Raw genomic sequence first — 26,126 nt, 5'->3', positions numbered from 1 at the left:
CTCCAGGGGAGGGTAAGCAACACCTCACTCCTTCAGATCGTTCACCTGCTTCACCCACGCCCGCACGTCCTTGAGCACGGCGGGCAGCACGGCCTTGACCTCGGCGAGGGTCATGCCTGCCTTGATGCGGGGGTCGTACAGCAGATTGAGGATGTACTGGTCGTAGACGTCGAAATAGCCCATCGAGACGTTGTCGTTGAACATGGTCCAGGGCACGCTGGTGGTGTCGTTGATCGGCCCGAGCGATTGCAGCAGCTCCTCATAGGCGCAGTCGAGAAAGACGAAATCGCCGTTGTCGACGGTGAGGATCACGTCGGAATGCTCGATCTCGAAATTGTCGTTCTTGCGGAAGCCGGACAGGCATTGCGGGTCGAGCGAGGAGCGGATCTCGCGCGCCTTCGCGGCGCCGTAGAAGCTGGTGAGGGTGCGGTAGACATCGCGATCGCGTACCAGCTTCACCCGCACATTGGCCGCTTCGGAGGTCGCAGTCATGGCGATGTCGAGATGCTGCACGCGCTTGCCGATGTCGGCCACGACCTTGGCCAGCTGCGCCTTGCGATCGGCGCGGTCGCTCTCGGCGTAAACGCGCACCGGTCCGTCGAACTTGCGGATGCGGTCGACGCGGCCGGCGAGGTGATATTCGGCGCCGAACGCCGTCTTCAGGAAACCGTCGACGATCTCGCCGTCGGTGAAGCTCTTCTTCTCGGCGCGCTGGCGCGCGGAGACCGCGGGCAATTCACCGGCGGCAGCCGCGACCGTGATGTCGGGCATCAACGTGAGCGCCGCCAACGCCAGCAGGGCGGAGCGAAGGGCAGCCGAGGACGGATTCAATGCGCTCATCATCCTGCGACGCTGCCGCATTCACGCCGCGCGCACAAGGGCGCAAGGTCACAGGTCTCGCGGTTCCCCGGCGTTGTCTGTCGCAAGGGAGTGAGAGTGCGTAGGGTGGGCAAAGCGGAGCGTGCCCACGCATCTGTGGCCGGATCGGAAAGATCGTGGGCACGGCGCTTCGCGCCTTTGCCCACCCTACGAGGGCTTGGCTCTCATCAGTTGTTCAGCACCACCACAGGGGTGCCGACCGCGACGCGGCTGTAGAGATCGCTGACGTCGTCGTTGGTCATGCGGAAGCAGCCGGAGGAGACCGCCTGGCCGATCGTCTCGGGCTCGTTGGAGCCGTGAATGCGATAGAGCGTCGAGCCCAGATACATCGCGCGTGCGCCGAGCGGGTTGTCGATGCCGCCCTTCATGTGGCGCGGCAGGTCGGGGCGGCGGGCCAGCATCTGCGAGGGCGGCGTCCAGTCCGGCCATTCCTTCTTGGCGGTGATCCTGTGCACCCCGCCCCAGCGGAAGCCGTCGCGGCCGACGCCGATGCCGTAGCGCAGAGCCTGACCGTTCCCAAGCACCAGATAGAGCCGGCGCTCGGCCGTGTTCACCACGACCGTGCCGGGCGCATAATTGCCGTTGTACATGACGGTAGTGCGGGGGATCGGGCTGGCGCCGCTGCCGAGAAAGCCGGTGGAACTGGTGCCCGTGAAGTCTATCATTCCCGCCGCGGATGCGTCGGCCGCGCCGGCCAGCACGAGCGCCATTGCGGCGATCTGCGCGGCAAAAAACCGGATCATTGCTTCCCCCAGAGAAAAATCGATTCAACGAAAGCCACAGGCCATATTTGCGGGCATTTCGCAAGCCACGGGCCCGTGAGGCAGGCATCCTTAACGGATGGTGTCACCAAATCGGCAACCGCGTCAATTTGCTCAAGAACGTCAGACTCCGTTCCAACTCCACCGGAACGGAGCATTAGCCAAACCCGCGCATCGTCCTGCGGGGCAGGGCCGCGATGCCGGCTCTTGCTTTGACGGGCCGCGCGAACAATGATTGATCGCATGGATCGCCGGAAGCGACCGGTTGCGGAGCAAAAAGAATGAACGGTGCGGAAAGCCTGGTGCGGACAATGGTCAAGGGCGGGGTGGACGTCTGCTTCACCAACCCGGGCACTTCCGAGATGCATTTTGTCGCAGCGCTCGATCGCGTGCCGGGCATGCGCTGCGTGCTCGGCCTGTTCGAGGGCGTGGTGACGGGCGCGGCCGACGGCTATTTCCGCATGAAGGGAACGCCGGCCTCGACCCTGCTGCATCTCGGCCCCGGCCTCGCCAACGGCCTTGCCAATCTGCACAACGCCAAGAAGGCCAATTCCGGCATCGTCAACATCGTCGGCCAGCACGCGGTCTACCACATTGGCTACAACGCGCCGCTGACCTCCGACATCGAGGGCCTGGCCCGGCCGATGTCGTCCTGGGTCCGGACCTCGCCGGATGCCAAATCGGTCGCCGCTGACGGCGCCGCGGCCATTGCCGCCGCCAAGAGCGCGCCGCCGCAGATCGCCACCCTGATCCTGCCCGCCGACACCGCCTGGAACGAGGCCGACGGCATCGCCGAGGTCCCGGCCGAGCAGCAGCGCGCGAGCTATTCACCGCAGGCGGTCGAGCAGGCCGCAAAGATCCTGCATGGAGACGGCGAGGGCACGCTGCTCTTGATGACCGGCAGCGCGCTGAGCGAGCAGGGCCTGGCGTTCGCCGAGCGCATCGCGAACAAGACCGGCTGCACCGTGATGGGCCCGACCTTCCGGCCCAAGATGGCGCGCGGCCGCGGCCGCTTCTCGATCGACCGCATCCATTACGTGATCGAACAGGCGCTGCCGATGCTGGCCAAGTTCCGTCACATCGTGCTGGTCGAGTCCGACGATCCCGTGGCGTTCTTCGCCTATCCGAACAAGCCGAGCATGCTCAAGCCGGAAGGCTGCGAGGTCCATCGCATGACCTCCTGGGGCGAGAACTCGGTCGGCGCGCTCGAGGCGCTCGCCGGCGCGGTGAAGGCCAGCGCCAGGGACGTCAAGCCGCAGGCCCTGCAGGAGCTGGTCAAGCCGACCGGCGCGCTGACGTTCGCCTCGATCGCGCAGGCGATCGCGTGCGCGATCCCCGAGAACGCCATCATGGTCGACGAGTCCCTGACCACCGGCCGCGGCTTCTTCCCGCCGACCGCGGCGGCGGCTCCCCACGACTGGCTGCAGAACATGGGCGGCTCGATCGGCTTCTCGACGCCGCTGTCGATCGGCGCCGCGATCGCCTGCCCGGATCGCAAGGTCATCACCATGGTCGGTGACGGCAGCGCGATGTACACGATCCAGTCGCTGTGGACCCAGGCCCGCGAGAATCTCGACATCGTCACCATCGTGTTCGCCAACCGCATCTACCAGATCCTGCGCGGCGAGTTCGACAATGTCGGCGCCGGCGAGCCCGGCCAGCGCGCCAACGACATGCTCAGGCTCGACCGTCCGACGCTGGATTTCGTCGCGCTGGCCAAGGGCATGGGCGTGCCCGGCCGCGCCGTCACCAATGCCGACGAGTTCAACAAGGCCTTGGCCGAAGCCGTCGCCGAGCCCGGGCCGCGGCTGATCGAAGTCCAGATGTAGGGGCGTACGCAGCGCGGAGCGCCGAGAGCCCGGAGGCACGATGCAGACCGAGCTGAACAAGGTGGTCGCGGCTGTCAGGGACTTCTACGCCCACGAGGGCTTCCTGTTCGAGAAGGACATCGGCGAGCGGGCGCTGACGCACCGCTTCGCCGTGCATCTGGAGAAGCAATTCGCCGGCTGGTCGGTCGACTGCAATTACGACCGGCTCGGCGAGCGCACGCTGCATCTGCCCCACGGCACCATCATCTCGACCGACGATCATCTGGGAAAGTCGATCTACCCCGATGTCGTCGTGCATCAGCGCGAGATCCCGAACAATCTGCTCGCCGTCGAGATCCGCAAGGCGAGCAATCACACGCCGCTGGAGCACGACCAGCACAAGCTGAGGGCGCTGACCGACGTCCACGTCTGGTTTCCCTACTGGATCGGCGTGCTGCTGGTGCTGGACAAGGACCGGGTGACGATGTCGGAGGTCTATGTCAGCAGCGCTGCCGACGACACGCTGTCGCGCTGGTTCGCGGCGCGGCTTGCGGAGGCCGGCCTCGGCGTCGCGGGGTAGCAGGCGCATTCATGCCGGCAGGACCCGCTCCGGGTGATCGCCGACGACCCGTCTGCCTTGCCGGTGACCTTGCTGGTCGCCGTGTCGTCCGAGACCGGCAGCGGACTGGCGAGCAATGTGATCTCGGCCACAGTTCTCGTGTGGGATCGGACCTAATGTTGACAGACTTGCACGCGTCGATGCCGCAGGCCTAGCTTTGGCCCGTTGGGATCAGGCAATTCTGGAGGTTCTGATGCAAAAGTCATACTTGCTGGCCGCGACAGCGGCGCTGGCGCTCATCATGCAGACACCGCTCGCGCTGGCCCAGACCGCGCCCGCCGCCGGCGGGACCGCCCCGCCTGCGGCGACAGCCACCGCGCCGGCGACGACGGCGGCACCGGCACCGGCTGCGACCACCGACAGCGCCAGCCAGCCGACCGACGCCAAGAAGAGCGCATCGAAGAAGCCGGCAAAGAAGAAGATGACGCGGCAGCAGGAAATCGATCACTCCGTCGACACCGGCACCGTGCCCGCGCGCTATCGCAGCTCGGTGCCCAAGCAGTACCATCAATATATTCCGTTCGATAAGCGGTGACGGATCGCGCGGCGGGATGCTGGGCGTCGCGCCGCTGGTGGCTTCGAAGAACGGGGCTTTCGAACGGCCGGGCCCTCCGACCAACGGTCTGCGACGAACCGCCTCTGCCCGGCGGACTCCGCTCGCAGATCCCCGGTGGCGGTCTGCGGGAGCAGTGCTAGAGTAGGCCGAAGCCGGGGGGAATGATGAGCGACGACGTGAAGGATGCTGGCCTTGTGGCCATGATCAGCAGCATCCTCGGAGGCAACAAGCGCGCAGACAATGTTGCACCGCCGCCGCTCGCCGAGGCGCCGCCGACAATGCCCGCGAACGGAGCGGAACCGGTTTCCGCGCCCGTCGCCGAGGCAACCTCGATCCGGCAAGAGGATGCGTCCGACGCTGCACCGGCCAAGATGGAGCCGGTCGAGCAGCCTGCAAAGATCGTCACGACCCGGGATGGCAGACAGCTGCTGCCTGCCGAAGCGATCGCCGATCTCGTGCTGGGCGAGTTGCGCAAGCTGGAGGATTTTCCGGCGACCGGGGCCTCGATCACGGTTTATGGCTACCGGCAATGGAACGCGATGATCACCTTCGCGCCGTTCTCGACCAGCTTCCAGAATGCAACGCGGTTCCGCCAGGCCTTGCCGGATATCGTCTTCAAGCTCCGTCGTTTCGTCGAACTTGAGATATAGTCCGGGACAAGCGGCGTCGCCTGGCGCCGCCCCGGAACGGTTCGACAGGATTGTTGCATTGAGCGTCGCCTTTACCAAGGAAGAAAGCGCCGAGACCGCGTCCGAGACGCTGTTGCCGGATCGCCCGATCTCGCCGCATCCCAACCTCGTGACGGAAGCCGGCCTGCAGGCGTTGCAGACGCAGCTTCGAGAGGCCCGCGAGGCCTATGAGACCGCGCAAGCCATCGAGGACGTCAACGAGAAGCGGCGGCAATCGGCCGTGCCCTTGCGCGACGCCCGCTATCTGACGGAGCGGCTGCGCACGGCGCAGCTCGTTCCCGATCCGGTGTCGAACGATATCGTTGCCTTCGGGAGCACGGTGACCTTCAGCCGCGCGGACGGCCGCGTGCAGACCTATCGCATCGTCGGCGAGGACGAAGCCGACCCGAAGGCCGGGACGATCTCGTTCGTCGCGCCGGTGGCGCGGTCGCTGATGGGCAAGGCGGTTGGCGATATCGTCGGGTCAGGCGCGCAGGAGATCGAGATTTTGTCGATCGCCTAGCAATGCGCGCTATCGACAGGAGCGATCTCATTCGCCTAAAGCATGATCCGGAACAGCGCGAGGCCGTCGTCTCCGCCAAACGAAGCGCGATGGTTGGATGAGACGGTTTCTATCGGGAGCGTTGCCGTTCTACGCGCTGGCCGGCCTTGCCGTGTGCATGTACCTCGTTCTGTACAGGACGAGCCTGTTCGACTTGAACGCGATCGTCCATGGCGCCACCGGGTCGGCATGGTTTCCGGCCTTCATGTTCGTCTGCGTGCTGCTGGAAGCGGTGTTCCCGTACTTCGGCTATTTTCCCGGAACGGCCTTGATCCTGATGTCCGTGGCGCTCAATCCCAAGGCCGTGGACGGCTCCGTCTTCACCGCGGCATGGCTCGCCATCATCCTTGGCGCCGTTCTCAGCTACGGACAGGCTCGCTTCTTCAGGCCGTTCCTGCAGCGGGTGGCCTCGAAGGCGGCCCTGCGCCGATGCGAGTCGCTGTTCGATGCCTACGGTCGTTACGCACGCATCGCCTTGTTCATTCATCCCAACGCCTGCGCGATGTATTTCACGGCGCTCGGGCTTCTCGGCCGCAATTTGACGCGGGAGCTGGCTTATCTCTGCATCGGAGCCGCGGCCGCCGTTGGCATTCTGTTCGTCATCGTGACCCGGCTGGTGTCGTCCGTCGGCCCCACCGATGACGGGGAGTTGCAGCTGCTGCTGGCGGCCGCGCTGGTCGCCATCGGCACCCTGGCCGGTCTCTACACGGCGTGGCGGCCACAGCGGGTTGCTTGAAGCGTGAGGCGGCGTGCGCGGTGCATCTTTCTAATTTGTGTCCCGGACGCGCTGCAACGCGTGAGCGTTGCTGCGCTGAGCCGGGACCCAGGAAGCCAGGCACTCGCTGAGACATGGGCCCGGCTCTGCAGCGCACCGATGAAGGAGCGCTGCGCTGCGCCGGGGCAGGAGAATGGAGTTCCAGGCGTAACTGCATCAATAACGTCATTGCAATGACGACGAACGAAGGTTGGATCGCCGCGAGCTCGTTCAACTCGCCCGCAAGCGGGAGGGAGCAGACCTCCGTCGTGGCAAGCGATGCGCCTTCAGGGGCGGATCGGCCAGGGCGTCAGCATCGGGCTCGGTTGAACTATCGCTGGGGCGGCCCCGTCATCGCCAAATACTAAGGCGTGGCGGGCGCGCCACTGATCGTCTGCGATCAATAGATCGCTGCGCTGATCGAGGCATAATTTAATAGCGCGCCTCTACCCCCAAGCTTAGTGCAATACGCGAGCGCCTTCTGCTAGCCGGACTTTCTCTCTTAGGCCCTCAAGATCCTTTACTGCCTTAAGCAATCTCACCAAATCGGAGATTATGTGTGCCAAAGTAGGCTTTTGCGGCTTTGAGGTTCGAGATTTCTGTTTCATCGCGAAACGGCTCCCTGCCAGGACCGGTGAAGATAGGCCGGGATTGGCAAGGACCGTGCCAGCGACGCGAACGGCATTTCAGACCAGAGAGCGCGCAGGAGGCAAGTGAAGTGAAAGGGTTATCTGGCCGGCGCCCCTTTCCATCCATACGACTGGCGCGCGATCTGGCCAGTGATGTCAATGTCCTTTTCGTCAGAGAGGCGCCAGGCCGCCACTCCGAAGCAGACGGTTAGAACCACGGCTGTTGTCAGCAGCAGCATCGATAGAAACTGGCTCACACCTACACCCCCGAACGACCACGCATGAGCGAGCGACCATGGAACGTCGATTCGGAAAATGCAGATGCTTTGACCTATTGGCAGAATATCCCCAAGCCACGCGCGAAAGCGCAATTATCCCTGGGTGCAGCTGTCATCGTTCCAACCGTGAAACTGTGCCAGGCCCTGATGCGGAGCGCCGATCCATGGTTCGGAAAGCAGCCGCTTAAGAACGCACGCCCGAACCGGTCCGCGGCCCGGGGGGCAAAGTGCAGGCGGGAACGTTTGTTGCTGGCGCGAACCGCGTTGAGAACGTTGCGAACTTCGCATCCCGCGTCGCCGAAAGAGCGGCCGAAATAAACGATGAAGATCCGATTGTTGCTAGCGCAACGAGCACGACCCCGAAAATTAGGCTACGCATTTAAAACCTCCCTCGCTCATCTCAGCATCGGACCGCGTTGTTTCGGCATTGCTTCGTCTGGCCGCCAAAATGGCTTCGTGCACACGACCGTGAAGTGCGCCGAGAGCGCTTACCAGCCCCCGATGACCATGGCGACGGGCCCGAAGATAATCCATAGGACATATTTAATTCCCCACGGAGGAATGTTTTAAATCGGCCATTTAAAGCTAGAGTGTCGCGGCAGAGACTTTCAGGCTCCCGGGCCATGATTGCCGCAGCTGGCAGGTTACAGGGCATATCGACTGTTCTGGCAGGCTTTGGGCTTGACCGGGGCAGAATGCGAGTTCCCATTTAAATCTCCACTTCGAGATGAGTCGGGATTTGCCGTGGATATTTACTTGCTCTCACTCGCGGCGTGCGTTGTCGGGGTTCTTCTATTCATGGCATTCCATCGATAGGGCCGACAACGGACGCAACAGTTACATTGAATCCTCAGCCCAAGCCGAAATTAATAATTTGGGCCGGTTGTTTTTGACTGTGCACAAATGCTCGCGTTCAATTCCAAGGGTTGGAGGCGAACGTGTTTTTGAATTGGGTCCTCGTTATCCTTATCGGCGTCAGCGTTGCGGTCCTGATAGCCCACGCGATTGACGCGATGCGTTCCTGAGGTGCCCTCTTGGCGATGGTCCGATAGACCTTGCCGGCAGATCATGAAGGGACTGGAGGCAATCCGAAATCAGCCGCCGCAATAGCCTCACTTGGACCTGGCGTTTCTGCCACCATGTGGACCGAAGCAAATTGGTCCCAGCGGCAACTTGTGGAACTCGCCGCTTTGGTAGATCGCGGAGCGAATTGACGCGCAGTCGATTGAAAATCAACTAACGATACGTCTGGTCGGAAGCACCTGATGGTGGAATAATTCCCGACGCTTTCTTGATTTAATTTTGACGTCGGCCGCGAACGGCCGGCGATGTGGATTTTCATCATGGCCGCGCTTCCTCAGGACGTGGTGACGGATTTGCAGCAGGAGAATGCGCGGCTCCAGGCCGAATTGCGCGCCGCACAAGATCGCGAGAGCGCCACTGCGGACATCCTCAAGATCATCGCCAGTTCGCCATCGGAGGTGAAGCCGGTATTCGATGCAATTGCGAGGCAGGCCAATGCCTTGCTTGGCGGATTTTCGACCACCGTATTCCGCTTCATCGACGGCACGGCCCATTTGGCGGCATTCACGCCGACGAATTCTGCCGCCGACGAGGCCTTAAAGAACATGTTTCCGAGGTCAATTGCCGAGTTTGAAAGTTTTGCAGATGTCCAGGCGGGTAAGGTGGTACCGACTCCCGACACTGAAGCGCTGACGAACGAAATTAAATTCATCGCTCGCGCCCGCGGCTTTCGCAGCATGTTGTTCGTTCCGCTCGCGACCGGCGGCGTGGTGATCGGCATGATCAGCGTAACGCGGACCGAGCCCGGTACTTTCGCTCCGCATCATGTGCAACTTCTGCAGACCTTCGCCGACCAGGCCGTTATCGCCATTGAGAATACGCGGCTGTTCAATGAGGTGCAGGCGCGTACCGACGACTTGCGGGAATCGCTGCAGCAGCAGACCGCGACCGCCGATGTCTTGAAGGTCATCAGCCGCTCCGCGTTTGACTTGCAGCCGGTGCTCGACACGCTGACAGAATCAGCGGCGTGGCTCAGTGGTGCCGACATGGCGGCCATCGTCCGGCAGGACGCCGACGGCGCCTACTGTCATGCAACGCGATACAATTTCTCGCCCGAGTGGGCCGAAGTCTCGGCGGGCATTCGGCTTAGTGCTGGACGCGGCAGCGTCGTTGGGCGTGTGCTGCTATGCGGCAAAGCCGTCCAGATTCAGGATGTCCTGGTCGATCCCGAATATGCCTATCCCGAGCAGCAGAGGGCCGGCGGTTATCGCACCCTCCTGGGCGTGCCCCTGCTTCGGTCCGGGGAAACGATCGGCGTGCTGTTCCTGGGCCGTAAGACCGTGAACTCGTTCACGGACAAGCAGATCGACCTGGTCTCCACTTTCGCCGATCAGGCCGTGATCGCGATCGAGAATGTCCGGCTATTCGATGAGGTCCAGGCGAAGACGCGCGATCTCGCCGAATCGCTTCAGCAGCAAACGGCCACGGCCGATGTACTGAAGGTGATCAGCCGCTCGACCTTCGACCTGCAAACCGTGCTCGATACGCTGGTCGATTCGGCGGCGCGGCTGTGCGAAGCGGAGATGGCGTTCATCATGCGCCGCGAGGGCGATGAATATCAGGCCGGAGCAGCGGTAGGGTTCTCCAAGGAATACATCGAGTTTCTGCGGGTTCACCCGATTTTCCCCGGACGGAGCACGGTCACAGGTCGGGCCGTGCTGGAACGCCGTCCGGTGCAGATCCTCGACGTCGCTGCCGATCCTGAATACGGCCTGCAGGCGTCGATCACCATGGCCGGTCAGCGCACCGCGCTCGGTGTTCCTCTCCTGCGCGAGAATGAGCCGATCGGCGCGATCGTGATCGCCCGCAAGCGCGTGCAGCCCTTCACGGAAAAGCAGCTCGAGCTCGTCACCACGTTTGCCGACCAGGCCGTGATTGCCATCGAGAATGTGCGGCTCCTGGAACAATTGCAGACCAGGACGCGGGATCTGTCCGAGGCGCTGATGTACCAGACCGGCAGCGCCGATATCCTGCGCGTCATCGCGTCCTCGCCGACCGAGGTCGGTCCGGTGCTCAAGGCCATTGTGGAAAGCGCATGCGGACTTTGCGAGGCCTATGATGCGCTGGTCGTTCTGAGGGACGGCGACGATCTCGTTATCCAGGCGCACCATGGCCAAGTTCCCGTGGTGTGGAGCCGACGATCGATCAGTGCGGAATCGCCCACCGGCCGGGCCATTATCGATCGCCGCACAGTTCATGTGCACGACCTGCTCGGGCCTGAAGGGGAGGAATTCCCGACGGGACGAGAATATGCGCTTCGCTCCAGCGTTCGGACCGTCCTGAGCGTGCCGCTTTTGCGAGAAGGCGAGAGCATGGGGGCGATCGTGCTACGCCGTACGGAGGTGCGCCCGTTCGGCGAGAAGGCGAGAGCATGGGGGCGATCGTGCTACGCCGTACGGAGGTGCGCCCGTTCGGCGAGAAGCAGATCAACCTGCTTCAGACCTTTGCAGACCAGGCAGTCATCGCCATCGGCAACGTGCGTCTGTTCGAGCAGCTGAACGAATTGCTGGAGCGACAGACGGCAACGTCGGAGGTGCTGGAGATCATAAGCGCTTCATCGGGCGCCTTGACCCCGGTCTTCGACAAGATGCTGGAGAATGCGACCCGCATTTGCGGCGCAGGTTTCGGCACCATGAATCTCTACGAGGACGGCGGCTTCCGCACGGTGGCGCTGCATAACGCGCCACAGGCTTATATTGACACCCGGCTATCCCAGAAAATTCGCCCGCACCCGGCAAGCGGGCTCGGCACCGTCGAGAAAACTCATCAGACGGTTCATATCGACGATATCAGGACTCAGCCGCCCTACGTCGAAGGCAACCCGAACGTTCGCGCGCTCGCCGATCTGGCCGGTGCAAGGACGCTCGTCATCGTGCCAATGCTCAAGGAAGATGAGCTGATCGGCACCATCACGATCTTCCGGCAGGAAGTTAAGCCCTTCACCGACAAGCAGATCGAACTCGTATCCAATTTCGCGCACCAGGGCGTGATAGCAATCGAGAATGCACGCCTGCTGAATGAACTGCGCGAGCGCACAAGGGAATTGTCACAGTCGCTCGAGGAACTTCGAAATGCGCAGGATCGGTTGGTCAACACCGAGAAGCTTGCCTCGCTCGGGCAGCTTACCGCCGGCATTGCACATGAAATCAAGAACCCGCTCAACTTCATCAACAATTTCGCTGCGCTGTCCTCCGAGCTGATCGACGAGCTCCGCGACGGGCTGCGCTCAGCCACGTTTGGCGAGGCAGCAAGGCAGGACATCGACGCGCTGATACACCTGCTGCAGGGCAATCTGGAGAAGATCGTGCAGCACGGAACGCGCGCCGATTCCATTGTCAAGAATATGCTTCTGCACTCTCGCGAGGGGGCAGGCGAGCGCCGCTCGGCCGATATCAACGCCATCGTCGAGGAGAGTCTCAACCTTGCTTATCACGGCGCGCGCGCTGAAAAAGCAGGCTTCAATATCACGCTTGAAAGGAATCTCGATCCATCCGCAGGGGCGCTCGAGCTGTATCCGCAGGAAATCACGCGGGTGGTCCTCAATCTCGTTTCCAATGGATTCTACGCGGCGAGCAAACAAAAAAGCGCCACCGGCGACGGCTTCGAGCCAAGGCTGCGCGCGACGACCACAAATCTGGGCGGCTCCGTTGAAATCCGGATTCGCGACAATGGCGCCGGCATCCCGGCCGACGTGAGAGAGAAGATATTCAATCCATTCTTCACGACCAAGCCCGCAGGCGAAGGCACCGGCCTCGGCCTTTCAATTTGTCACGACATCATCGTGAAGCAGCACGGCGGCAGCATCGAGGTCGATACCGAGCCCGGCGATTATACCGAGTTCATCATTACGCTGCCACGTACGCTGGCTGCACCATCGCGAACCGGAGGCAGAAGTTGAGCGTCTACATATTGGTCGTCGACGACGAGCCGGACGTCGAGGCCTTGTTTCGCCAGCAGTTTCGCCGCGATTTGCGCGCCGGCCGCTTTCTCATGGAGTTCGCGTCTAGCGCGCCCGCGGCCCTGGAGCGCGCGGTCGAGATGGAGGATGCCACCCTGATTCTGATCCTGTCCGACATCAACATGCCCGGAATGAGCGGGCTGGAGATGTTGCCCATCGTGCGTTCGGTTCGCCCCGATGTGCCGGTCATCATGATCACGGCCTACGGCGACGCCGAGACCAGGCGCAAGGCGCTGGCGAACGGCGCAACCGATCTGATGACCAAACCAATCGACTTCGCGGCGCTGCGCCAGGAGATAGACACAAGGCTTGAGCAGGCCGCCTGACCATTCTTGTGGTCGATGACAAACCGGAATGTCTCGCAAGTTGGAATAGCGCAGCTCATCTGACTTCGATGTTCACCGAAAACACCGGGAGGTTGAAAATGAAGACGCTCTTGGTCCCGCTTCAAAATATTCCGATGATGACATCCACGCTCAATGTCGTCGTAGGCCTCGCGCGACGTACTGGCGCCTATATCGAAGGCTTTCCGCTGCGATTCAGCATCCCGCCATATGTGGCCTCAGAATTGGCCACCGGCATCCTCCTGGATTCGTTTGAGGCGAAGAGCGAGGCCGAATTGAATGACATGCGCAACTCCTTCGAAGCATTCATGCTGAAGCACGACATTCCTCGAGCCAGTGCGGGTTCAGGTCGGCCATGCTTCGGCTGGCTGGAGAACGCGCCCGAGGGCGAAGACTTTGTCGGAAATTATGGGCGCGCTTTCGATCTGATCGTGATGGCACGGTCTGACGTCGATGCTGCGGGCCTTCACCGTCGCGCGATCGAATCCGCGCTGTTTGAGAGCGGCAGGCCGGTCCTGCTGGCGCCGTTGAATGCACCGCCAAGCGTCGCGACAAACATCATGATCCACTGGAATGGTAGTACCGAGCAAGCGCGGGCAAACGCCTTTGCCATGCCGCTGCTTCGCTTGGCGAAAAGGGTATCGGTTCTAACTGTCATTGGCGGCCAGGAGGTAACAGGACCATCTGCCGATCGGATCGTCGAGCAACTGCGCTACAATGACATTGCAGCCGAGGCCATAAGGGTCGAACTGGGGAATCGCGATACCGGCGAGGCGGTCCTCGATGCCGCCAGGACCAGGGGCTGCGATCTCCTGATCAAGGGCGCTTTCACCCGCACTCGGCTGCGGCAAATGATATTCGGCGGGGCGACCAGCTACATCATGGAACACGCGGATCTGCCGGTCCTGATGGCTCATTAGAGCGGTAAGCGGCTCTGTTTTGCCCGGCGGAGCAAGATGAATTCGGCAGGAGGGCAGGGGATGGATGGTGGGCGCACAAGGGATCGAACCTTGGACCTCTCCCGTGTGAAGGGAACGCTCTCCCGCTGAGCTATGCGCCCGGGACCATCATGCAGACGGCCGGACCTTATCGGCCGGCCGGCGCATCGGAGCCCGCGATTTAGAAGTGCGGGCTTGAGGTGTCAAGTTTCCAGGTGCCGCGGGGCCGGAAAACCTTGCCCCGGTCACCTGACGTGCCACCGAGGCGCGATTTGGGCCGCTTACGCGCCCTGCTGGCGGGCGCGGGAGGCGTGGGCCTGCAGCGCCCGGATCCGCTCGGCCAGCGTTCCGCCGCCTTCGGGCAGGCTCGGCGTGCCGTTGGTCGCGGCGTCGTTGGCCGGGCGCGGCGCCGGCTTCGGCGGCTGGCCGGCCTCGGCCGCCAGCAGCGCCTCGATCGGCGAGTTAGGGCCTTCGAGCTGCATCGCGAGCTTGGCCACCTCGGCGGCGATGTCGTTGATGCGCTCGCGCAACAGCGCATTCTCCATGCGCTCGGTCGCCCAGGAGCTCTCCGCCTGCTGCTGGATCGCGTTGACATCGCGCTGGAGCTTGGCGCGCTCCTCGCGCGCGGTGCGGAGCTGCGCCTCGAGCGCGGTCTTTTCCGCGCGCAGGGTCTCGACGGCGGCCGACGACTTCGCGCTGCTCAACCCGGCGATGTCGACGCGCAGGTCCTTGATGGTGCGCTCGGCTGCTTCGTTGGCCTGGCGCAGCTGGTTGTTCTCGTACTCGCGCTCGGCGAGCAGCTTGCCCTGCGTGGCGAGGCGGCCTTCGAGATCGGTGACGCGGCCGGACAGCATCTCGGCTTCCTTGACCTGCAACAGCAGCTGGCGGTCGAGCTCGGTGACGCGCTGGCTGAGATTCTCGACCCGGCCACGCGCCTCGCCGAGTTCGCGCGAGGCGGTCTCGGATTCGGTGCGCTCCTGCGCGAGGCGCGCCTGGGTGGCGGCAAATTCCTTCTCGGCGTCGCCGACGCGGTTCTTCAATTCCTCGATCTGCGCGCGCACGGCGAGCAGCTCGACCTGGCGGCTCTCCGCCATCATCGAGCGATCGGAGAGTTCAGAGTTGATCCTGGCGAGCTCGGCCTGCTTGTCGGCCAGCGCGATCTCGGCTTCGCGCAAGGCTGCGGTCTTGGTGTTGAATTCCTCCTCGGTGGCGCGGAGCTGCTCCTTCACCGCTTTCTCGCGCGCCTCGAGCGCGAAGATCGTGGCGTTCTTCTCGCCGAGCTCGATCTTCATGCGGTTGATGGCGTCGCTCTTCTTGCCGAGCTCGGCGAGCTGGCTCGTGGTCTTGTTCTTGAGCTGGTCGACGCTCATCTCCAGCCGCCGCGCCGACATGGCGAATTCGGCGCGGAGCTGGTCCTTGTCGGCCTGGATCTCCGCCATCGACAGCGGCGTGGCGGCTTCCAGCCGGCGCGTGGTCAGGCGCACGGCGCGGTTATGCACCAGCGGCACGATGGCGAGCCCGCACAGCATCGACAGCAGGAAACCGATCGCCAGGTACATGATCGGCTCGACCATGGGGCAGAACTCCCAAGCTTAAGGAAAAATTCACCAACGACCATGCCATGGGGCGCCGGCAGAAAGCCAGCCCCGGCCTGTCGTTAACCTTGATCCGTAACCGGATGGGAGCAGAAGGACCTAGAACGGGTTCCAGGTCGCCCGCGGGGTGTATTTGAGATAGCCGATATTGGCGCCGAGCCGCAGGCCGAGCCCAGAGCGGATCGGCACCAGCACGATGTTGTTGGCGGTGAGCGCCGTCATGCCGAAGCCGCCGATGATATAGGCCGAGCCGTCGAGGCCGGCGAAGCGCTGGTAGATCGCGTTGGTGGCGGGCAGGTTGTAGACCAGCGTCATGGTGCGCGCGCCGTCGCCGCCCCAGTCGAAGCCGAGCGAGGGGCCCTGCCAGTAGACGCGCAGATCCCCGGCGTTCTTGGTGTAGAGCGTGCCTTCGCCGTAGCGCAGCCCGGCGACGAACGCGCCGGAACCTTCCTCACCCAGGATGTAGCCGTTGGGCAGGCCCCATTGGCTGACCGCCTTCTCGATGATCGAGGCGAGCCCGCGCGAGACGTTGCCGAAGAAGCGGTGGCCGGCCGTGACGAGCTCGTCCGGTCCGTAGGTGCTGGGCGTCGGGGTCCGCTGCGGCGGCGGCAAGTCCGGCGGCGGCGCCGTCTGGGCCGAAGCCGGCACGATCCAGCCGACCATCGCGGCAAGCGCGAGCGCAGCAAGGCGTGATGCGAAAGTCATGAAAGAACCCCTGGTACCGAATCCGGTCGCTTCCTTAACCTGACGCCAACAGGCATGGCTCTAGGTTGCGCCGGATGTCCCCTCGACTCGGATGTTATCCGTAGCAACTATGACGGCACAACGGCAGGAAGATAGCCCTTTGCGCCCCGGAATCGCCTTGATCGGGCTTCTCGTCTGCCTGCTGTCGGGCATATGGATTGCCGGCTCCGGCTTGCCGGCCGAGGCCGCCACCACCGAGCGAGTCGTCGTCAACCGCTTCACCGGCGTCGCCATCGAAGGCTTCGACCCCGTGGCCTATTTCGTCGATGGCCAGGCGGTGCAGGGCACGGCGGAGTTCGAGGCGAACCTGTGGGGCGCGGTCTGGCGCTTCCGCAACGAGGGCAACCGCGCCTCCTTCCTGGCCCATCCCGAAATCTATGGACCGCAATTCGGCGGCTACGATCCCGCCGATATCGCCCGCGGCGTCACCATCGCCGGCAATCCCCGTTTCTTCGCGATCGCGGCGCAGCGGCTGTATCTGTTCAGCCGGGAAGCCAATCGCGACGCCTTCGCCGCCAATCCCGAACGGTTCCTCTATGAGGTCGGCAAGCGCTGGCCGGCGCTTCTGGAACAGCTTGGTCAGTAGCGGCCTACCGCCTGTGGATCGCCCCAGGCGATGAATTCCGGGATGATGAAGCCGCGCGCCTGCCGCGCACCGAAGCGCAGCTCGCCGCCTTGGCCGTCGGTCACCCTGCCGCCGGCCGCGGTCACGACCGCAGCACCGGCCCCGACGTCCCATTCACAGGTGGGCCCGAAGCGGGGGTAGATGTCGGCGCTGCCTTCCGCGATCCGGCCGAATTTCACCGCCGAGCCGCAGGTCTTGCGCACGGCGTTGGGCCTGCCATCGATGAAGGCCTCGCTCCTGGGATCGCCATGCGAGCGGCTCACCGCTGCGATCCAGGGCTCGCCCCGTGCCGGCAGCTTGCGGGTGTGGATCGGCTCGGCCGCGCCGATGGTCGGGCCGTCAAACCTTACGCGCTCGGCGCCGCGGCCGACGATGCCGCGCCAGAGCACGCCGAGCGCGGGCGCGCTGACGATGCCGAGCACCGGCACGCCTGACGTCACCAGGGCGAGGTTGACGGTGAACTCGTCGCGACCGGCGACGAACTCCTTGGTGCCGTCGAGCGGATCGATCAGGAAGAAGCTGGCCTCGAACGGCGGCGAGGCGAGCTGGGCCCGCTCTTCCGAGAGCGTCGGGACGTCGCCTGCGAGCTGTGCCAGGCCCTCGGCAATGATGCGGTCGGCGGCGAGGTCGGCCTCGGTCACGGGCGAACCATCCTGCTTGCCCTCGACCCGCATCGCCGCGCGGTTGACCGACAGGATCGCCTCGCCCGCCTTCACGACCAGCGCCGTCAGCGGCTCCATCAGCCCGGAGGCGGCCGCGCCGTCGATGATCCGCTTCACCTGGATGCCTCAATCATCGGCAATTCGTTCCTTCTGGACTGATTCGGCCCGATCGATTGATGGGGCTTATGTCCGCCTCGACCCGATCGCAAGCTAGCTGCCGCGGGCTGGCGAATGTTAGAACCCGCAGCATCCGTCAAGCATGCGTGATTCGCGGCGTCCAGCGCCGTGCAATTCCAGGAACCCTCCAGGACCCCTTTATATGTCTGACGCCTCGTCGCCCGCGACCGCTACTGCTCCCGATATGCTCGAACTCGCCGCGCTGCTGTGCTCGCGGGTCTGCCACGATCTCATCAGCCCCGTCGGCGCCATCGTCAACGGGCTCGAGGTGCTCGACGACGATCCCAAGCCCGAAGACCGGGAGTTCGCGCTCGACCTGATCCGCAAGAGCGCCAAGACCGCCTCGGCCCGGCTCCAGTTCTGCCGTCTTGCCTTCGGCGCGGCCGGCTCCTCCGGCGCGCAGATCGATCTCGGCGATGCCCAGACCATGGCGAAAGGCCACATCGAGGACGGCAAGTGCTCGATCACCTGGAATCTGCCGCGGCTCCTCCTGCCGAAGAACCGCGTCAAGCTGCTGCTCAACATGCTGGTCGTCGCCCAGCACACGATCCCGCGCGGCGGCATGCTGACGATCGACCCGATCGGCGAGGGCGAGACGATGAGCTTTCGCATCACCGCGACCGGTCATAACGCGCGCCTGCCGCAGAACATCTCCGAGCTGCTGAGCGGCGAGCGCGGGCCGGCCGCCGATGCGCACGCGATCCAGCCTTATTATACGCGGCTGCTGGCGCAGGCCTGCGGGCTCACCGTGAAGCTCGCGCCGGAAGGCGAAGCCATCACCGTTACCGCTTCGTAAACGGCGCGTCGCGCCCGGCCTCTTAAGCAAATCTTTACGAGGCGCTTCGGCTTGTCCGGAGCGCCTTATCTCTTTGTTGGTTCCGTTCTTTTGCACATACTCAACCAATATTAAACGCTTTGCGGTGAAGCTGGCATCATTCCGAAATGGCGCATCACACCTCGTGCGCGCCCTTCCTTATGAAGGCCTGTTTTCATGGATGATCTGTTGCGGGAGTTTTTGACGGAGACCAGCGAGAGCCTGGACACCGTGGACAATCAATTGGTGAAGTTCGAGCAGGAGCCGAACAACGCCAAGATCCTGGATAACATCTTCCGCCTGGTCCACACCATCAAGGGCACCTGCGGCTTCCTCGGGCTGCCGCGGCTGGAAGCGCTGGCCCATGCCGGCGAGACCCTGATGGGCAAATTCCGTGACGGCATGCCGGTGACGGCCGAGGCCGTGACGGTGATCCTGTCCTCGATCGACCGCATCAAGGAGATCCTCGCAGGGCTCGAAGCCACCGAGGCCGAGCCCGAGGGTAACGACCGCGATCTCATCGACCAGCTGGAAGCCATGGTCGAGCAGGGCATGGCCGCCATGTCAGCGTCGGCTTCGCCGATCGCGGCAGGCGCTGCTGCTCCCGCACCCGTCGCCGACGCCCCGCCGCTGGTGCCGGAAGCCCCGGCTGCCGCACCCGCCAAGGAGATGGCCACGGGCACGCTGATCGACCAGACCCTGGAGCGTCCGCTGCGTCCGGGCGAAGTCTCGCTCGACGAGCTCGAGCGCGCCTTCCGCGAGACCGCGATCGAAGCGCCGGTGCCCGCGCCGGTTGCCAAGGCCGAGGTGAAGCCCGAGGTGAAGCCCGAGGTTGCTCCCGAAGCACCGGCCGCCAAGGACGCAAAACCCGCCAGGGAGAAGGCCGCGCCGAAGAAGTCGATGGCCGACGAGGGCGCCTCTGAAGGCGACCGCATCGCCAACCAGTCGATCCGCGTCAACGTGGATACGCTGGAGCATTTGATGACCATGGTCTCCGAGCTGGTCCTGACCCGCAACCAGCTGCTGGAGATCTCCCGCCGCAACGAGGACACCGAGTTCAAGGTGCCGCTGCAGCGCCTGTCCAACGTCACCGCCGAGCTGCAGGAAGGCGTCATGAAGACGCGCATGCAGCCGATCGGCAATGCCTGGCAGAAGCTGCCCCGCATCGTCCGCGACCTCTCATCCGAACTCGGCAAGCAGATCGAACTGGAGATGCACGGCGCCGACACCGAGCTCGACCGCCAGGTGCTCGATCTGATCAAGGACCCGCTCACCCACATGGTGCGCAACTCCGCCGATCATGGCCTGGAGACCCCCGCCGAGCGCCTGGCCGCCGGCAAGGGCGAGCAGGGCACCATTCGCCTGTCCGCCTATCACGAGGGCGGCCACATCATCATCTGCATCGCCGACAACGGAAGAGGCCTGAACACCGAGAAGATCAAGGCCAAGGCGATCTCTAGCGGTCTCGTCACCGAGGTCGAGCTCGAGAAGATGAGCGAGGCCCAGATCCACAAGTTCATCTTCGCTCCGGGCTTCTCCACCGCGGCCGCCATCACCTCGGTCTCGGGCCGCGGCGTCGGCATGGACGTGGTGCGCACCAATATCGACCAGATCGGCGGCACCATCGACATCAAGAGCGTGGCCGGCGAGGGAAGCTCGGTCACCATCAAGATCCCGCTGACGCTCGCCATCGTCTCCGCTTTGATCGTGGAAGCCGCCGGCGACCGCTTCGCCATCCCGCAGCTCTCGGTGGTCGAGCTGGTGCGGGCCCGCGCCAACTCCGAGCACCGCATCGAGCGGATCAAGGACACCGCGGTGCTGCGCCTGCGCAACAAGCTGCTGCCGCTGATCCACCTCAAGAAGCTCTTGAAGATCGACGACGGCGCGGCCTCCGATCCCGAGAACGGCTTCATCGTGGTCACTCAAGTGGGCAGCCAGACCTTCGGCATCGTCGTCGACGGCGTGTTCCACACCGAAGAAATCGTGGTCAAGCCGATGTCGACCAAACTGCGTCACATCGACATGTTCTCCGGCAACACCATCCTGGGCGATGGCGCCGTCATCATGATCATCGACCCCAACGGCATTGCCAAGGCGCTCGGCGCCGCCGGCTCCTCGGCCCATGACATGGGCGACGAGAACGGCGCCCATCACATCGGCTCGGGCGAGCAGACCACTTCGCTGCTCGTGTTCCGCGCCGGCTCCTCGCAGCCCAAGGCGGTCCCGCTCGGCCTGGTCACTCGGCTGGAAGAGCTGCCCGCCGACAAGATCGAGTTCTCCAACGGCCGCTACATGGTGCAGTACCGCGAGCAGCTGATGCCGCTCGTGGCCATGGAAGGCGTCACCATCGCCAGCCAGGGCGCCCAGCCGATCCTGGTGTTCGCCGACGACGGCCGCTCCATGGGCCTCGTCGTCGACGAGATCATCGACATCGTCGAGGAACGCCTCAACATCGAGGTCGGCGGCTCCTCCTCCGGCATCCTGGGCTCGGCCGTGATCAAGGGCCAGGCCACCGAGGTGATCGACGTCGGCCACTTCCTCCCGATGGCGTTCTCCGACTGGTTCACCCGCAAGGAGATGAAGCCGTCGCTGCACTCGCAGTCGGTGCTGCTGGTCGACGACAGCGCGTTCTTCCGCAACATGCTGGCCCCGGTGCTGAAGGCGGCCGGCTACCGCGTCCGCACCGCGCCGACCGCGCAGGAGGGCCTGGCCGCGCTGCGGGCCCAGAGCTTCGACGTGGTGCTGACCGACATCGAGATGCCCGACATGAACGGGTTCGAGTTTGCCGAGACCATCCGCGCCGACAACAATCTCGGTTCGATGCCGATCATCGGCCTCTCCGCGCTGGTGTCGCCGGCGGCGATCGAGCGCGGCCGCCAGGCCGGCTTCCACGATTATGTCGCCAAGTTCGACCGTCCCGGCCTGATCGCGGCGCTGAAGGAGCAGACCGCGGGCGCCGCCGGCGCCTCCGAGCTGAGCCGGGCCGCAGCGTAACCCAGGGGATCAGGAGACAGGCTTATGGCCAACAACAAGATGCAGTCCAGCGAAGGCGCCATGGTCGAATACGTCACCGCGATGATCGGCGGCCAGCTGTTCGGCCTGCCGATCTCCCGCGTCCAGGACGTGTTCATGCCCGAGCGCGTCACCCGCGTGCCGCTGTCCTCGCGCGAGATCGCCGGCGTGCTCAATCTGCGCGGCCGCATCGTCACCGTGGTCGACATGCGCGCCCGTCTCGGCCTGCCGCAGCCCGAGGACGGCAAGGTGCCGATGGCGGTCGGCGTCGATCTGCGCGGCGAATCCTACGGCCTTCTGATCGACCAGATCGGCGAGGTGCTGCGCCTGCCCGAGGCCGGCATGGAAGAGAACCCCGTCAACCTCGATCCCCGCATGGCCAAGCTCGCCGGCGGCGTCCACCGCCTCGACGGACAGCTCATGGTCGTCCTCGACGTCGATCGCGTCCTCGAGCTCGCGCCCGAGATGATGGCGGCCTGATACCGCGGCCTCACTGCCGACGGACCTGCAATTGGAAGTGCCCCCCAACGGGGGGAGGAAGCAGAGGTTCACATGCGCACTTGTCTCGTCGTTGATGATTCCAGCGTCATCCGCAAGGTTGCGCGCCGCATCCTGGAGGGCCTCGACTTCCAGATCCTCGAAGCCGAGGACGGTGAGAAGGCGCTGGAAGCCTGCAAGCGCGGCTTGCCCGACGCGGTGCTGCTCGACTGGAACATGCCGGTGATGGACGGTTACGAGTTTCTCGGCCATCTCAGGCGGATGCCCGGCGGCGACCAGCCCAAGGTGGTGTTCTGCACCACCGAGAACGACGTCGCGCATATCGCGCGCGCGCTGCATGCCGGCGCCAACGAATACATCATGAAGCCGTTCGACAAGGATATCGTCACGGCGAAATTCCAGGAAGTCGGCCTTATCTGAGCGATCCGCCGGTGGCCGACCGGATCCTCCGGCGCCTGTTTTCAACTGTCTCCTTTCAGTCTGAGTTGGTGAGTAATGAGTGTTGCGTTCGCAGGTAATTCGACCACGACCGGCTCGCGCGAAGCGGGGCCGCTGCGGGTGATGATCGTCGACGATTCCGTCGTCATCCGCGGTCTGATCTCGCGCTGGGTCGGAGCCGAGCACGACATGGAGGTCGCAGCCTCGCTTCGGACCGGGCTCGAGGCGGTCAACCAGATCGAACGCATCAACCCTGACGTCGCGGTGCTCGACATCGAAATGCCCGAGCTCGACGGCATTTCGGCGCTGCCGAGACTGCTGGCGAAGAAGCGCGATCTGGTCATCATCATGGCCTCGACGCTGACCCGCCGCAACGCGGAAATCAGCTTCAAGGCGCTGTCGCTCGGTGCGGCCGACTACATCCCAAAGCCGGAATCGACCCGCGAGGCATCGGCCGCGGACATCTTTCATCACGACCTGATCCAGAAGATCCGTCATCTCGGCGCGCGGCTGCGGCGCAAGTCCGCAGTTGCGAGCCCGCCGCTGGCGCCCGCGAGCCCGGCTCCGGCCCCGCGCGGTCCCGTTGCCCGGCCCGCCGCGCCGGCTGCGACCGTGCCGGCCGCGCCGTCGGGATCGCTGGCGCTTCGCCCGTTCTCCAATCAGGCCCCCAAGGTGCTGCTGATCGGCTCATCGACCGGCGGTCCGCAGGCGCTGATGGCGCTCGTCACCGAGCTCGGCCCGGTGATCGACCGCTTCCCGGTGCTGATCACCCAGCACATGCCGCCGACCTTCACGACCATTCTCGCCGAGCATCTGGCGCGTTCGAGCCGCCGGCCGGCAGCCGAGGCGGTCGACGGCGAGCCGGTGAAGCCCGGACGGATCTATCTTGCGCCCGGTGGCAAGCACATGCGCGTCGCACGCAACGGCGCGGACACCGTGATCGCGCTCGACGACGGCCCCGCGGTCAATTTCTGCAAGCCCGCGGTCGACCCGCTCTTCATCTCCGCCATCGACATCTGGCACGGCAACATTCTCTCCGTGATCCTGACGGGCATGGGGTCGGACGGCATGCGCGGCGGCAAGGACATCGTTGCCGCCGGCGGCAGCGTCATCGCGCAGGACGAAGCCTCCAGCGTGGTCTGGGGCATGCCCGGTGCGGCGGCCAATGCCGGCATCTGCGCGGCCATCCTGCCGCTCAACCAGATCGGCGCCAAGGTCAACCGCCTGTTCGCGGGAGACCGCTCGTGACGCCTGTCGATTACGACTATCTGCGCAAGTTCCTGAAAGAGCGCTCCGGCCTCGATCTCTCGCCCGACAAGCAATATCTGGTCGAGAGCCGGCTCTTGCCGCTGGCGCGCAAGGCGAGCCTTCCCGGCATTCCCGATCTGGTGCTGAAGATCAGGAACGGCGACGGCCGGCTTGCGACCGACGTGGTCGAAGCCATGACCACCAACGAGACGTTCTTCTACCGCGACAAGATCCCGTTCGATCACTTACGCGACACCATCCTGCCGGGTCTGATCCAGGCGCGCGCGGCGCGCAAGAGCCTGCGCATCTGGTCGGCGGCGTCCTCGACCGGGCAGGAGCCCTATTCGATCGCGATGTGCGTGAAGGAGATGGGCGCGGCTCTCGCCGGCTGGCGCATCGAGATCGTCGCCACCGACCTGTCGCAGGAGGTGCTGGAGAAGTCGAAGGCCGGCGTCTACAGCCAGTTCGAGGTGCAGCGCGGCCTGCCGATCCAGATGCTGGTCAAATATTTCAAGCAGACCGGTGAGCTCTGGCAGCTCAATGCCGACATTCGCGCCATGGTGCAGTTCCGCCAGCTCAATCTGCTGCAGGACTTCTCTCATCTCGGCACGTTCGACGTGATCTTCTGCCGCAACGTGCTGATCTATTTCGACCAGGACACCAAGGCCGTGATCTTCGAGCGGATGGCGAAGGCCCTGGAGGCCGACGGCACGCTGCTGCTGGGGGCCGCCGAATCCGTCGTCGGCATCACCGATGCATTCCGCCCCATCGCGGACCGCCGCGGTCTCTACCAGCTCAATCCCGCCCGCTCCGGCCGCCCGATGGGCGGATTGATGCCGCAGCCGCTGAAGCTCGCCGCGGCGAAGTGATCTTCTCCTCGTCATTCCGGGCTCACTCGCTTCGCGAGCGCCCCGGAATGACAATTCACAAAATCGCATGCGGCAGAAACCGCGAGCGGTTGCCCGTGATCGGGCTCTCGTCCTCGCGGATCGACAAGCCGCACGGCTCGTGATTCACCAGCCAGCTTCCCACCACCGGATAGAAGCCTGAGAAATTCGGCAGCGGTGCCAGCGCCTGGCGCACGAAACCCTCGGCGCCGTAGGGGCCTGCCTGCTCGTCGAGCGGCATCCCGCCGGACACCAGGGTGACGTTGGCGCCTTCGCGCGACAGCAGCGGCTTGCGCACATAGGACGTGCCGAGTTCGGCGGCGCGCGGATCATCCTCGAAGAATGCCGGCAGCAGGTTGGGATGGTTCGGAAACATCTCCCACAGCAGCGGCAGAATGCCCTTGTTCGAGAGCACCGCCTTCCACGGCGGCTCGATCCAGCGCGTCGGCGCATCCTTCAGCTTGGCGCCGAAGGAATCGTGGAACATCCACTCCCAGGGATAGAGCTTGAAGGCGAGCGCGATGTCGTTCTCGTCGAGATCGACGAAGCCGCCGCCCTCGTCGCGCCAGCCGATCTCCTCGATGTCGAGCAGCCTTGTCGGGAGCCCGGCCTGGCGGGCGGTGTCCTCGAGATAAGCGAGCGTGCCGGCGTCCTCTGCGTTGTCGGTGATGCCGGCGAGATGGAGATGGCGCCCGGCAGCAATCTCCTTCCACGCCGCGATCAATCGCTCATGGATGGAATTGAACTGATCGGCACGGGAGGGGATGACGCGGCGTTCGATCGCCTGTTCGAGCCAGGTCCATTGAAACACCGCGGCCTCGAAGATCGAGGTCGGCGTGTCCGCGTTGTATTCGAGCAGCTTTGCCGGACCTTTGCCGTCATATTTCAGATCGAGACGGCCATAGAGGCTGTGATCGTCGCGCCGCCAGCTTTCGGCGATCAGGCTCCAGAACGCGTCCGGTATCTGCAAACGCCGCAAATGGCGCTCGTCGCCGATGACGCGGCCGGCAAGCTCGAGGCACATCGTCTCGATCTCGCCGGTCGGCGTTTCGATACCGCGCTCGATCTCGTCGAGCGTGAAGCCGTAATAGGCACGTTCGTCCCAATAGCGTTCGCCGTCGATGGTGTGGAAGACGAAGCCGCATTTTGCTGCGGTCTCTCGCCAGTCGTCGCGCTCGAGGCAAGTGATCCGCTGCATGGATCAACCGCCGCCGGAGAAGCCGTGGCCGAACGAGCCGAAGCCACCGCGGCTCACGCTGCTGTGGCCGGAATCGGACGAGGTCGCCGACGATGAATGGGACGACGAATCGCTGCTGAACAAGCTCGATCGCGACGACCAGCGCGAGCTGCTGCCACTGCCCGACGAACTGCTGCTGCTGCATGTCGTGGTGGTCTGCCCCGGCACGGCGCCAGGGGTCGGCTCGCAGTTTTGCCGCGGCATCAAGGTGTAGGCGGTGGTGCCGACCGCGATCGTGCCCATCACCAGCAGGGCGACATGGCCGGAGCGTTTCGTCTGCGCCTTTTGCGGCGCTGGCTCGGGGACCGGCCGGCGCTTGCCGAACTTGATTGTGACGGGTGGGTCGGCCATG

The 26,126-nt window shown here is 64.3% G+C and carries 23 protein-coding genes, 1 tRNA gene and 1 pseudogene; 17 read left to right on the top strand and 8 right to left on the bottom strand.

The features are described from left to right. Positions 1-24: 24 nt before the first annotated feature. Both WI560_RS26695 and WI560_RS26690 read right to left on the bottom strand, forming a co-directional pair. Complete coding sequence (locus WI560_RS26695) at positions 25-840, bottom strand: DUF2927 domain-containing protein (protein WP_375308918.1); 816 nt, start codon at positions 838-840, stop codon at positions 25-27. 206 nt (positions 841-1,046) lie between these two features. Then, positions 1,047-1,544, bottom strand: coding sequence for a L,D-transpeptidase (locus WI560_RS26690; protein WP_373569409.1), 498 nt, complete (start codon positions 1,542-1,544; stop codon positions 1,047-1,049). Positions 1,545-1,921: 377 nt separating this feature from the next. Between WI560_RS26690 and WI560_RS26685 the strand changes: the two genes are divergently transcribed. The 10 genes and pseudogenes from WI560_RS26685 (at position 1,922) to WI560_RS26640 (ending at position 13,819) form a co-directional block, all read left to right on the top strand. Beyond that, complete coding sequence (locus tag WI560_RS26685; RefSeq protein WP_375305582.1) at positions 1,922-3,469, top strand: acetolactate synthase large subunit; 1,548 nt, start codon at positions 1,922-1,924, stop codon at positions 3,467-3,469. A gap of 40 nt (positions 3,470-3,509) precedes the next feature. Beyond that, the gene (locus WI560_RS26680) at positions 3,510-4,028 is read left to right on the top strand and encodes a hypothetical protein (RefSeq protein WP_257196454.1); all 519 of its coding nucleotides are present in this window, start codon (positions 3,510-3,512) and stop codon (positions 4,026-4,028) included. 33 nt (positions 4,029-4,061) lie between these two features. Then, a complete protein-coding gene (locus WI560_RS26675; RefSeq protein WP_375305581.1) occupies positions 4,062-4,184 on the top strand; it encodes a hypothetical protein in 123 nt (40 codons plus the stop codon). A 76-nt stretch (positions 4,185-4,260) separates the two neighbouring features. After that, a complete protein-coding gene (locus tag WI560_RS26670; RefSeq protein ID WP_375305580.1) occupies positions 4,261-4,602 on the top strand; it encodes a hypothetical protein in 342 nt (113 codons plus the stop codon). A 185-nt stretch (positions 4,603-4,787) separates the two neighbouring features. After that, on the top strand, positions 4,788-5,273 hold the full coding sequence (locus tag WI560_RS26665; protein ID WP_375308917.1) for a hypothetical protein: 486 nt from the start codon (positions 4,788-4,790) through the stop codon (positions 5,271-5,273). Positions 5,274-5,331: 58 nt separating this feature from the next. Next, a complete protein-coding gene (gene greA / locus WI560_RS26660; RefSeq protein WP_375305579.1) occupies positions 5,332-5,814 on the top strand; it encodes a transcription elongation factor GreA in 483 nt (160 codons plus the stop codon). A 97-nt stretch (positions 5,815-5,911) separates the two neighbouring features. Next, a complete protein-coding gene (locus WI560_RS26655) occupies positions 5,912-6,589 on the top strand; it encodes a hypothetical protein (RefSeq protein WP_375305578.1) in 678 nt (225 codons plus the stop codon). Positions 6,590-8,857: 2,268 nt separating this feature from the next. Then, positions 8,858-12,495, top strand: a pseudogene (locus tag WI560_RS26650) (GAF domain-containing protein). Then, complete coding sequence (locus WI560_RS26645; RefSeq protein ID WP_126259238.1) at positions 12,492-12,881, top strand: response regulator; 390 nt, start codon at positions 12,492-12,494, stop codon at positions 12,879-12,881. Before WI560_RS26650 ends, WI560_RS26645 begins: the two are co-directional and overlap by 4 nt. A 98-nt stretch (positions 12,882-12,979) precedes the next feature. Continuing rightward, the gene (locus WI560_RS26640; RefSeq protein WP_375305577.1) at positions 12,980-13,819 is read left to right on the top strand and encodes a universal stress protein; all 840 of its coding nucleotides are present in this window, start codon (positions 12,980-12,982) and stop codon (positions 13,817-13,819) included. A 65-nt stretch (positions 13,820-13,884) separates the two neighbouring features. Here WI560_RS26640 and WI560_RS26635 read toward each other — a convergent pair. The 3 genes from WI560_RS26635 to WI560_RS26625 all read right to left on the bottom strand — a co-directional run bounded on the left by WI560_RS26635 (position 13,885) and on the right by WI560_RS26625 (position 16,137). Continuing rightward, positions 13,885-13,959: transfer RNA gene (locus WI560_RS26635), tRNA-Val, on the bottom strand. Between the two features lie 159 nt (positions 13,960-14,118). Further along, positions 14,119-15,411 (bottom strand): hypothetical protein, encoded by a 1,293-nt coding sequence (locus tag WI560_RS26630; RefSeq protein WP_375305576.1) that lies wholly within the window; start codon positions 15,409-15,411, stop codon positions 14,119-14,121. Positions 15,412-15,531: 120 nt separating this feature from the next. Further along, positions 15,532-16,137 (bottom strand): DUF1134 domain-containing protein, encoded by a 606-nt coding sequence (locus WI560_RS26625; RefSeq protein ID WP_028134577.1) that lies wholly within the window; start codon positions 16,135-16,137, stop codon positions 15,532-15,534. A gap of 139 nt (positions 16,138-16,276) precedes the next feature. Between WI560_RS26625 and WI560_RS26620 the strand changes: the two genes are divergently transcribed. Further along, the gene (locus WI560_RS26620; protein WP_257178138.1) at positions 16,277-16,762 is read left to right on the top strand and encodes a YHS domain-containing (seleno)protein; all 486 of its coding nucleotides are present in this window, start codon (positions 16,277-16,279) and stop codon (positions 16,760-16,762) included. On the opposite strand, the gene cysQ is transcribed toward WI560_RS26620, so the two are convergent. Continuing rightward, on the bottom strand, positions 16,756-17,580 hold the full coding sequence (gene cysQ / locus WI560_RS26615) for a 3'(2'),5'-bisphosphate nucleotidase CysQ (protein ID WP_375305575.1): 825 nt from the start codon (positions 17,578-17,580) through the stop codon (positions 16,756-16,758). The two genes, WI560_RS26620 and cysQ, sit on opposite strands and share 7 nt — an antisense overlap. 202 nt (positions 17,581-17,782) lie before the next feature. Here cysQ and chpT point away from each other — a divergent pair, with 202 nt between their 5' ends. The 6 genes from chpT to WI560_RS26585 all read left to right on the top strand — a co-directional run bounded on the left by chpT (position 17,783) and on the right by WI560_RS26585 (position 24,519). Further along, positions 17,783-18,436: a histidine phosphotransferase ChpT gene (chpT, locus tag WI560_RS26610; RefSeq protein WP_028134580.1), complete on the top strand. Its 654-nt coding sequence runs from the start codon at positions 17,783-17,785 to the stop codon at positions 18,434-18,436. A gap of 195 nt (positions 18,437-18,631) precedes the next feature. Further along, positions 18,632-21,448 carry a chemotaxis protein CheW gene (locus WI560_RS26605; RefSeq protein ID WP_375305574.1) on the top strand — a complete coding sequence of 939 codons (2,817 nt, stop codon included), beginning with the start codon at positions 18,632-18,634 and terminating at the stop codon, positions 21,446-21,448. A 24-nt stretch (positions 21,449-21,472) separates the two neighbouring features. Then, positions 21,473-21,946, top strand: a complete 474-nt coding sequence (locus WI560_RS26600) for a chemotaxis protein CheW (protein ID WP_375157088.1) — start codon at positions 21,473-21,475, stop codon at positions 21,944-21,946. A gap of 72 nt (positions 21,947-22,018) precedes the next feature. After that, positions 22,019-22,384 carry a PleD family two-component system response regulator gene (locus WI560_RS26595; RefSeq protein ID WP_007600538.1) on the top strand — a complete coding sequence of 122 codons (366 nt, stop codon included), beginning with the start codon at positions 22,019-22,021 and terminating at the stop codon, positions 22,382-22,384. Positions 22,385-22,459: 75 nt separating this feature from the next. After that, the gene (locus tag WI560_RS26590; RefSeq protein WP_375305573.1) at positions 22,460-23,650 is read left to right on the top strand and encodes a chemotaxis response regulator protein-glutamate methylesterase; all 1,191 of its coding nucleotides are present in this window, start codon (positions 22,460-22,462) and stop codon (positions 23,648-23,650) included. After that, positions 23,647-24,519 (top strand): CheR family methyltransferase, encoded by an 873-nt coding sequence (locus WI560_RS26585; protein ID WP_375305572.1) that lies wholly within the window; start codon positions 23,647-23,649, stop codon positions 24,517-24,519. Before WI560_RS26590 ends, WI560_RS26585 begins: the two co-directional genes overlap by 4 nt. A gap of 55 nt (positions 24,520-24,574) precedes the next feature. On the opposite strand, the gene WI560_RS26580 is transcribed toward WI560_RS26585, so the two are convergent. Further along, positions 24,575-25,735, bottom strand: coding sequence for a glutathionylspermidine synthase family protein (locus WI560_RS26580; RefSeq protein WP_375305571.1), 1,161 nt, complete (start codon positions 25,733-25,735; stop codon positions 24,575-24,577). Positions 25,736-25,738: 3 nt separating this feature from the next. Continuing rightward, entirely contained in the window at positions 25,739-26,125 is a 387-nt protein-coding gene (locus WI560_RS26575; RefSeq protein WP_375305570.1) for a hypothetical protein, read from the bottom strand. Position 26,126 lies beyond the last annotated feature (1 nt).

The organism is Bradyrhizobium sp. A11 (genome assembly GCF_042077125.1).
GTDB lineage: Bacteria > Pseudomonadota > Alphaproteobacteria > Rhizobiales > Xanthobacteraceae > Bradyrhizobium > Bradyrhizobium japonicum_B.
The sequence above is the reverse complement of the archived record's forward strand: the minus strand, read 5'-3'. Positions and strand labels throughout refer to the sequence as shown.